This window comes from Candidatus Kryptobacter tengchongensis, from assembly GCF_001458555.1.
GTDB classification, from domain to species: domain Bacteria; phylum Bacteroidota; class Ignavibacteria; order Kryptoniales; family Kryptoniaceae; genus Kryptonium; species Kryptonium tengchongense.
Window position 1 is genome coordinate 1 of record NZ_CZVH01000077.1, and the last position, 9,445, is coordinate 9,445.

At 37.1% G+C, this 9,445-nt stretch carries 8 protein-coding genes and 1 tRNA gene; 7 read left to right on the forward strand and 2 right to left on the reverse strand.

Annotation, left to right across the window (positions count from 1 at the left end):
* The 7 genes from AT685_RS06470 to AT685_RS06500 all read left to right on the forward strand — a co-directional run.
* The coding region (locus AT685_RS06470; RefSeq protein ID WP_143713160.1) for a M23 family metallopeptidase at positions 1–969 on the forward strand (969 nt) is incomplete at its 5' end.
* Positions 970–984: 15 nt separating this feature from the next.
* On the forward strand, positions 985–1,863 hold the full coding sequence (locus AT685_RS06475) for an NAD(P)-dependent oxidoreductase (protein ID WP_072213186.1): 879 nt from the start codon (positions 985–987) through the stop codon (positions 1,861–1,863).
* 12 nt (positions 1,864–1,875) lie between these two features.
* Positions 1,876–2,910, forward strand: coding sequence for a glycosyl hydrolase family 18 protein (locus tag AT685_RS06480; protein WP_081040623.1), 1,035 nt, complete (start codon positions 1,876–1,878; stop codon positions 2,908–2,910).
* Positions 2,911–2,926: 16 nt separating this feature from the next.
* Positions 2,927–4,942: a S9 family peptidase gene (locus AT685_RS06485; RefSeq protein WP_072150537.1), complete on the forward strand. Its 2,016-nt coding sequence runs from the start codon at positions 2,927–2,929 to the stop codon at positions 4,940–4,942.
* A 128-nt stretch (positions 4,943–5,070) separates the two neighbouring features.
* Positions 5,071–6,396 (forward strand): M16 family metallopeptidase, encoded by a 1,326-nt coding sequence (locus AT685_RS06490; RefSeq protein ID WP_234696265.1) that lies wholly within the window; start codon positions 5,071–5,073, stop codon positions 6,394–6,396.
* Positions 6,393–7,880, forward strand: a complete 1,488-nt coding sequence (locus AT685_RS06495) for a M16 family metallopeptidase (protein ID WP_081040624.1) — start codon at positions 6,393–6,395, stop codon at positions 7,878–7,880. The genes AT685_RS06490 and AT685_RS06495 overlap by 4 nt, the downstream gene beginning before the upstream one ends.
* 36 nt (positions 7,881–7,916) lie before the next feature.
* Positions 7,917–8,975: a radical SAM protein gene (locus AT685_RS06500; protein ID WP_072150909.1), complete on the forward strand. Its 1,059-nt coding sequence runs from the start codon at positions 7,917–7,919 to the stop codon at positions 8,973–8,975.
* A gap of 3 nt (positions 8,976–8,978) precedes the next feature.
* Here the strand turns inward: AT685_RS06500 and AT685_RS06505 are convergent.
* Together AT685_RS06505 and AT685_RS06510 are read right to left on the reverse strand one after the other, a co-directional pair.
* Positions 8,979–9,053, reverse strand: a tRNA-Arg gene (locus AT685_RS06505).
* 41 nt (positions 9,054–9,094) lie between these two features.
* Positions 9,095–9,445 (reverse strand): rhodanese-like domain-containing protein (locus AT685_RS06510; RefSeq protein WP_267886278.1); only part of this gene is annotated, 351 nt, incomplete at its 5' end.

The following is a 9,445-nucleotide window of genomic DNA, read 5'->3' on the forward strand; positions in this document are numbered from 1 at the left end:
TACGGTGAACCAAATATCCGCGATCCCCAAAATAGAGCTCATACTGGCGTTGACATCCTCGTAAGATACGACACCGTTTACTCGGCTTGCGATGGTATAATTTATTTTGTTGCATATAACCCATACGACACAATTGGTGGTTATGAACCCAATGGGGCAGGAAATTATATTTTTATTAAAGGGCAATGGGAAGGAAAAGATTTATATTTACTTTACGGGCATCTCTCAAAACCATTAAAGAATCAGGGGGACAGCGTCAAAGCTGGTGAACCAGTTGCAATTTCAGGGAATACAGGATATTCAACAGGACCTCATTTACATTTTGAAATTCGTCTTGGGACACCAAGATATGAATCCTATAGAACGAGGCGAAACCCGGAACTTTGGTTTGCAGTGAATGGAACAGGTGCTATTTACGGCAAAATTCCAAACGCTCCCAACTCAACCCGAGTTGATATAAGTCCCGACCCTAAACCAAGACCACCCTATACAACTTTTAGCTATGCTTTGACATATAATTTCAATGACCCTTATATAGGAAGCGATGATATTTATCAGGAAAATTACGCAATAGGTGAGGTCAAGCCTGGAACTTATACAATAACAGCATTAAATGGACTTTATAAGCGAACTGTAACCGTAAGAGCTGGTGAAATCATAAATGCTGATCCACCATCGCAAGTCGCCGAAGAAGAAGTCAAATTTAATAAATTTGAGCTTTTTCAAAATTATCCAAACCCATTTAACACTTCAACAGTTATAAGATATTATCTTCCCGAGCCAAGGCGAGTTATCCTCAAGGTCTATGATTTGCTCGGGAGAGAAGTCAAAACACTTGTAGATGAGGAAAAAGGCTCGGGTTTGCACTATGCGATTTTTAACGCCGATGACCTTGCAAGTGGGGTTTATGTTTATACGATTTTCGCAGGGGATTTTATCGCTTCAAAACTTATGATTTTTGTAAAATAAAATTTGGAGGGTGAAATGAAGAAAATCGGTTTCATAGGACTTGGAATAATGGGAGAAATGATGGCAAAAAGACTTTTAAATAACGGATATGAGCTTGTCGTATACAACAGAACAAAAGAAAAAATTTTAAAACTTGGGGATAAAGGGATAACCCCTGTTGAATCACCAGCTGAGATTGTAAAGAATTGCGACATCACAATATCAATGCTTGCTGATTCAAAAGCACTTGAAAACATCGCATATGATAAAAACGGAATCTTCAACAATCTAAAAAATGGATTTATCCATATTGATATGAGCACAGTTTCACCATCTACAACTCTCAAGCTTTACAGTGATTACAAAAAACAAGGTGCTTACTTTATCCATGCTCCAGTGCTCGGGAGTAAAACTCAGGCTGGTGATGGAACATTGTTAATTTTTGCTGGCGGTGATAAATCTGCGATAGAAAAATGCGAAGAAATTTTTAAAGTTTTGGGAAAGAAAACATGGAAGTTTGATTCGGTGGAGAAAGCAACAATTTTGAAACTTGCCATGAACTCAATGATAGCCACAATGATCGTTGCATTATCCCAAGCCTTCGTCCTTGCAGAAAAATCCGGGATTCCAAAAGAAATAGTTCTTGAAGTGCTTGAAAATTCCGCCCTCAACTCAGCAATGTATCAAAACAAGGGCAAAACGATAATAAACGGAAACTTTGAGCCGAATTTCTATGTCAAACATATGTTGAAAGACATAAATTTAGTCCTTGATTTAGCCCTTGACTTGAAAATTCCATTTCCCGTTATTTCATCAATTCGTGAGATGTTCGTTCAAACTCTTTCAAAATATGAAAATGAAGATTACTCGGCAATCTATAAAACAATGGCTGAACTTGCCGGCATAGAAATTTAATTTTGATAATTTATGAGAGCAAGATTTTTAATCCCGTTAATTTTTCTTTTATCTTCGTGCGCAACTTTAAGACCACCATTTGAATACCATCCGAAAATTATCATCGCTTGGGTCGTCAAAGCAGATACTACAAGTTTTCTATCTCTTCAAAAGAATTTTTCTTCCATTTCCATTGTTTCCCCAACATGGTTTAGGTTTGACAGCGCTGGAAATATCATCGCTGACATTGACTCAAATCTTTTAATTTTCTCCCGTCAAAATGATCTGCCTTTAATGCCACTCATAGTTAATCAAGGCTTTCGTGTTGATATTGCTGAGGCATTGCTTTCTGAGCCAAAAATTAGAGAAATGATCGCCGATTCAATCTTAAAACTTGTTCTAAATGGAAATTACATTGGAATAAACCTTGATTTTGAAGGACCATTTGTGAATGTTCGTGATGGATATACTAAGTTTGTTGAGCTTGTGAGCGCAAAACTTCATAACTACGGGAAAGTTGTAAGTGTTGATGTAGTTGCAAAAACATCTGAAAAATTTACTGGCTGGGCTGGGGTTTATGATTATTCTGAACTTGGTGAAGTGGTTGATTATTTTGTGATAATGGGATATGATTATGCAGGAAGACTTGATCCCCCTGGACCAATTGCGCCAAAGTGGTGGGTGGAAGAAACAATAAAATTTGCGATTTCACAGGGAATAAAACCACAAAAAATTATACTTGGAATACCTTTCTATGGAAGATGGTGGAAGGGAAATGAGCAAGGACGAGGGATTTATTACCCTGAGCTTAAAGATGTTATGAGCAAATATAATTTGAAAAAGAAATGGGATAGAAAAGCAAAAGCACCATATTTTAGGTTTAAAGATGAAAACGGAGTTGAAAATGTGATTTATTTTGAAGATGAAGAAAGTTTATCTGAAAAACTTGACCTTGTGAATAAATATAATCTTGCTGGCATCGCTATATGGCGACTTGATGGTGAGCCAGATAAATTCTGGGAAGTTATTAAATCAAAACTTAAACTAAAGGTATTTTTAACAAATTAAAAATGGAGGCGAAGTTATGACGAGAAGAAATCTTATACTGGCTCAAATCATCATAATCTTGTTTGCGGCTAACTTCTTACTTCCCCAGGAAAAATGGACACCCGATGTTATGATAAAGTTCAAGCGAGTTGGCACAACTGCAATCTCACCTGATGGAAAACTTATTGCTTATACTGTTTCAGTTCCCTTGATGGAGGGGGAAAAATCTGAATATCTCACGCATATCTGGGTTGTTTCATCAGATGGAAAAATGAACTACCAATTTACATTTGGAGAGAAATCATGTACAGAACCATCCTTTTCCCCAGATGGTAAATATCTCTCATTTCTTTCAACAAGAGGGAAAGACGGTAAAAATCAAATATGGCTTCTGAGATTAACTGGCGGGGAAGCAGAGCAGATAACAAATGTTAAGTCAGGGGTTATATCTTATAGATGGTCACCCGATTCAAAAATGATTGCATTTACCAGTGCTGACCCCGAAACGGAAGAAGAAGCAAAGGCGAAGAGAGAAAAACTTGATATGATCATCGTTGATAAAAATTATAAGTATGCGCATCTTTATATTGTCAAACTTGAGAAAGATAAGAAAGGCGAATATCCCGTTAAGCGTTTGACATCTGGTGAATTTCATGTGACCTCATTTGACTGGTCCCCAGATGGAAAATTTATCGTTTTCGCGCATCAGGCAAATCCAACTGCAGATGTTTGGACGACATCAGATATTTCAATCATTCCATCAGATAGTGGTGAAATAAAACCGTTGATCAAATGGTCAGGTTCAGACGCTAACCCAAGGTTTTCGCCCGATGGGAAGTGGATAGCTTTTGAATCTGATGGTGGTATGATAAAATGGGCTGGGTTAAGGTATGTTTATATCATCCCCGCAACCGGCGGAGAAGCCAAAAGGTTATCCCCAACCCCCGATGAAAATTGCAGAATAATTTCATGGTCAAAAGATAGTAAGGAAATTTATGTTAGCGAAGCTTATAGAACATCGTTTCGCATTTATTCTGTGCCTATTGACGGAGGAAAACCAAGGGCTTTAACTCCAGATAACGGGAATTATTCAGGTGTTTCATTTAGTTTAGATGGCTCAACAATGGCATTTGTTTATCAAAATTCGGAAACACCACCAGATGTTTATATAACAAGCTTGAAAAAATTTGAACCGAAGCGATTGACAGATGTTAATTCAGACTTTCCAAAACTCCCAATGGGCAAAACAGAAATTTTAACTTGGAAATCAAAAGATGGTAAATTTGAAATTGAAGGTCTCGTCACTTATCCAGTAAATTATGAAAAAGGGCGAAGATATCCTCTTGTTCTCCTAATCCACGGCGGACCAGCAAGCGTTTTCACTCAAAACTTCACATCAGCAGGTGCTGTTTATCCAATTCAAGCATTTGCACAAGAGGGCTATGTCGTGCTGAGACCAAACCCAAGAGGAAGCACTGGTTATGGCAAAGAATTTAGATTCGCAAATTACAATGATTGGGGATTTGGTGATTATGATGACTTGATGGCAGGGGTTGATAAACTAATTGAACTTGGCGTTGCCCATCCTGAAAGTTTGTGTGTCGCTGGATGGAGCTATGGTGGCTATATGACATCGTTTATAGTGACAAAAACCAAAAGATTCAAAGCAGCAAGCGTTGGCGCTGGAGTGACGAATTTAATAAGCTTTACAGGCACAGCGGATATACCAAGCTTTCTGCCCGATTATTTCTCTGGGGAATTCTGGGATAGGCTTGATGTTTATATGAAACATTCGGCTATCTTTAATGTTAAGGGAGTAACAACTCCAACTCAAATCATCCATGGCGAGGTTGATGTTAGAGTTCCAATTTCGCAAGGCAAAGAATTCTATAATGCTTTAAAGAGACAAGGTTGCCCAACAGAGATGATAATTTACCCAAGAACACCACACGGAGTTCAAGAGCCAAAATTTATCGCAGATATTGGGAAAAGAATCATAGCTTGGTTCAACAAGCATCTTGGACGAGAAACTAAACTGACCATGGAAAAATAGCATATTTTAATCGCCAAAGCACAATCTTTAAACCAAATGACTAATGGGATAGTGATGTATTAGTTTTGTAATTTGATGTTTTTTAAATTAAAACTGAATTGAACTTTAAAACAAAAATTATGCAAAAAATGAAAAAATTAGTTATCCTCCTTATGCTTTCTATCTTAAACCTTGCCATTTCACAAAACAAAATTTTCCCTTTCAAGATTAACAAAGTCGTGCTTGAAAATGGGCTAACTGTTTTATCTGTTCCGTTTGATTCCCCTGGGATAATAGCTTACTACACAGTGGTCAGAGCTGGATCAAGAAATGAAGTTGAGCCAGGAAAATCTGGATTCGCACACTTTTTTGAACATATGATGTTTCGGGGGACGGATAAATACCCAGAACAAGTTTATAATGATATCTTAAAACGCCTTGGTGCTGACTCAAACGCTTTCACAACTGCTGATTGGACTGCGTATCACATTGTCGCAAGTAGTGATGCGCTTGAGACAATAATTGATATTGAATCCGACCGTTTTATGAATTTAAAGTATACGGTGGAACAGTTCAAAACAGAAGCCGGGGCAATTCTTGGTGAATACAACAAAAGTGCATCAAGCCCGTTCCTTTCCATTTATGAGAAACTTCAAGACCTTGCTTTTACAACTCACACTTACAAACACACAACGATAGGGTTTTTAAAAGATATACTTGATATGCCTAATCAATATGATTACAGCTTGCAATTTTTTGATCGTTATTATCGTCCCGAAAATTGCGCAATTGTCGTGGTTGGAGATTTTGACCAGAATAAGCTAATTGAACTTGTGAAAAAATACTATGGAAGTTGGAAAAGGGGCGGTTACAAACCAGATATCCCTGTTGAACCGCCACAGACCGAGGAAAAAGTTGGGCACATTGCCTGGAAAGGTAAAACATTGCCATATCTTGCAATTGCTTACCATGTGCCCGAATTTTCAACAAAGAACATTGAACGTGCATCAATTGATTTTATCTCCGAACTTCTTTTCTCAAAAACAGCACCTCTCTATCAAAAATTAGTAATTGAAAAGCAATGGGTTGATTTCATTCAAGGTGAAGCTCCTGATAGAAGAGATCCATTTTTGTTTGTAATCCTTGCACGGATAAAAAGAAACGATTTAATTGATTCTGTAAAAAATGAAATTTTTAATGCAATTGAAGAATTAAAAACGAAACCAGTTTCAAAAGAACGGCTTGAGCAGGTGAAGTCTTATCTTAAGTATTCATTTGCCATGTCACTTGACAATCCAAACAGCGTTGCTTATATCGTGGGACATTATTTCCAGCTAACTGGCGATCCCGAATCCGTCAACGAACTTTATTCGCTATATGAAAAAGTCACACCGCAGGATATAATGAGAGCAGTTCAAAAATACTTTACAAAAGAAAATAGAACAATAGTAACATTAACGGAGGAAGAAAAATGAAGAAAATAGTTTTATTAATGTTGCTTGCAGTAATGATTTCATCAGCAAAAAATTCAGAAATAAGAATTAAAGAACTTTACAGTCCAAATTATCCGATAATAACCTTTAGAGTTATGATTGAAACTGGCTCTATAAACGATCCCAAAGGTAAGGAAGGATTAAACGCTTTGACAATTTTGATGCTTGCGCAAGGTGGGACAAAAGAACTGACGTACAAGGAAATTCAAGAAAAACTTTATCCATGGGCAGCAAGGATAAATTATCAATTTGATAAAGAGGTCAGCGTTATAATTGGAGAGGTTCATAGGGATCATCTTGAAAAATTTTACAAGATTTTTTCAGATTTGATTTTGAACCCAAGATTTGATGAGCAGGATTTCAAAAGGAATAAAGATTTGCTGCTAAATTATATCAAAGCGACGATAAGAAGTGGAAATGACGAGGAGCTTGGAAAGCAGGCGCTTATTTGGTTTATATATGAAAATCATCCTTATAATTCTCCTGAATTTGGAACTGTTCAAGGGCTGAACAACATCACACTTGAGGATGTGAAGAACTTTTACAAAAAACATTTCACTCAGGGAAACATAGTTTTCGGGATAGCTGGGGGTTATCCAAAGAAATTGATACAGAAAATAAAAAGGGATTTCGCAAAGCTTCCACCAGGCAAACCTGAACAAGTTAAACTTCCAGAGCCAGAGAAAATTAACGGGCTTGAATTTTTATTGATTGAAAAGGAGACAAGATCAACAGCAATATCGTTTGGCTTCCCGATATCAATTAACCGCTCACATAAGGATTTTTATTCTCTGATGATTGCAAATTCATACTTTGGCGAACACAGAACTTTCAATGGAATTTTAATGCAAAAGATAAGAGGTCAGCGTGGATTAAACTATGGAGATTACTCATACATTGAACATTTCGTTCAAGATGGTGGCTCAACATTCCCTGTGCCAAATATCCCAAGACGCCAGCAATATTTCAGCGTCTGGATAAGACCTGTTGAAAATAAAAATAGACATTTTGTTTTAAGACAAGCAATAAGAGAACTTGAAATTTTGGTCAAGAAAGGATTAAGTAAAGAAGATTTTGAATCAACAAGGGAATTTTTATTAAACTATTCAAAACTCTGGGTTCAAACACTTAATAGACGGCTTGGATATATGATGGACTCCGATTGGTACGGGATTGAGTATTTTATTGATAAAATTCAAAAGGAACTACCCAAACTCACGGTTGATGATGTTAATAATGCGATAAGAAAATATCTTAACTTTGAAAACATAAAAATAGTAGCGGTTACAAAGGACGCTAAATCTTATATGGACGATTTAATTTCAAACAAGCCAAGCCCGATAACTTATGTAAGCCCCGTTGCTCAATCAATTCTTGATGAGGACAAAATAATTCAGGAATATAAACTTAACGCGAAACCAGAATCTTTTAAAATTATACCGGTTGATGAAGTTTTTGAAAAATAAAATCAGGGGCGGTTTAAACCGCCCCTTGTCTTTGCTATGAACCTTTGCAGGGTTTGTGGCGAGGAAAAATTAGTTTCCAAAACATTAAACGCATGTATTGATTGTATCAGAAAAAATAAAAACGATATTTTAAGCGAAATCTTAAATTTTCATGCTAAAACAAGAAGAGAATTCAACCTGCCCGAAGAGATACCAAACTCCGACGATGGAATTGAATGTAAAATTTGCGGAAACGAATGTAGAATTCCCAAATATAAGTTTGGATATTGTGGATTAAGGTTAAATGACGGAACTAAAATCTCGCATATCGGTGGGACATCAAAAGCGGGTTTAATTCACTGGTATTTTGATCCCCTTCCGACAAATTGCGTTGCGAGTTGGGTTTGTGAAGGTTCAAAACAATATGGTAAGAAAAATCTTGCGGTGTTTTACCAAAGCTGCAGTTTCAATTGCTTATTCTGTCAAAACTGGCATTTCAGAGAAATAAATATAAAAAGAGCAAGAAAAATTTCGGCTGAAGAACTTGCTGATGTCGTTGATAAGGAGACTTTTTGCATTTGTTATTTTGGGGGTGATCCATCAACTCAAATAATCCATGCGATTCAAACCTCAAAAATCGCTATTGAAAAGAAAGGCAAAGTCAGAATTTGCTGGGAAACAAACGGTAATATGAATAAAAAGTTTCTTGAAATCGCCGTTAAATTATCGCTTGAATCTGGTGGATGTATAAAATTTGACCTCAAAGCGTATGATGAAAATCTTAACATCGCATTGTGTGGGGTGAGCAACCGCAAAACGCTTGAAAATTTTAAGTTTGCATGTCGTTTTATAGACAAACGCCCCGAACCACCGCTTGTCATAGCGAGCACACTTATAATCCCTGGGTATATTGATGCGGACGAAGTTTATAAAATTGCGAAATTTATAAGACAATTTGATGAAAACATTCCATATTCATTGCTCGCATTTTATCCGCAATTTTATTTTTATGATCTTCCTACGACATCAAGGAAGCTAATGAACGAATGCGTTGATGCTGCAAGGTCAGCGGGTTTAAAGAGGGTTCATGTGGGAAATGTGCATTTGTTAAATTAAGAGTGCCCCTGGCAGGATTCGAACCTGCGACACGCGGTTTAGGAAACCGCTGCTCTATCCATGCTGAGCTACAGGGGCAGGTGAAACCTTTTTTAAATTAAAAAAAGTAGATAAAAAAATCAATATCTTGGCATGCTTGGGTCAATTTTTTCAATCCATGCGTCAATCCCACCAGCAAGATTTTTAACACGAGTGAAGCCAAGTTCTCTAAGGAATTGAACAGCTCTTGCGCTTCTACCACCCATCTTGCAGTAAAGCACCACTTCACGAGTCTGATCAAGCTTGTTAACTTCCTCCGCAAGCCTTGAAAGCGGAATTAAAATGCTCCCCTGGATTCTGTTAATCTCGTATTCATGGGGTTCGCGAACATCTATCAAAATTATATCTTCTCCGTTTTCAAGTTTTGCCTTCAATTCCTCAGCCGTTATCTCCAAACCAGTTTCATGTAGAATTTGCTCAGGCATGACTCC

Coding starts and splice junctions, on each gene's coding strand:
- AT685_RS06475 (WP_072213186.1), top strand. CDS start 985: ATGAAGAAAATCGGTTTCATAGGACTTGGAATAATGGGAGAAATGATG.
- AT685_RS06480 (WP_081040623.1), top strand. CDS start 1,876: ATGAGAGCAAGATTTTTAATCCCGTTAATTTTTCTTTTATCTTCGTGC.
- AT685_RS06485 (WP_072150537.1), top strand. CDS start 2,927: ATGACGAGAAGAAATCTTATACTGGCTCAAATCATCATAATCTTGTTT.
- AT685_RS06490 (WP_234696265.1), top strand. CDS start 5,071: ATGAAAAAATTAGTTATCCTCCTTATGCTTTCTATCTTAAACCTTGCC.
- AT685_RS06495 (WP_081040624.1), top strand. CDS start 6,393: ATGAAGAAAATAGTTTTATTAATGTTGCTTGCAGTAATGATTTCATCA.
- AT685_RS06500 (WP_072150909.1), top strand. CDS start 7,917: ATGAACCTTTGCAGGGTTTGTGGCGAGGAAAAATTAGTTTCCAAAACA.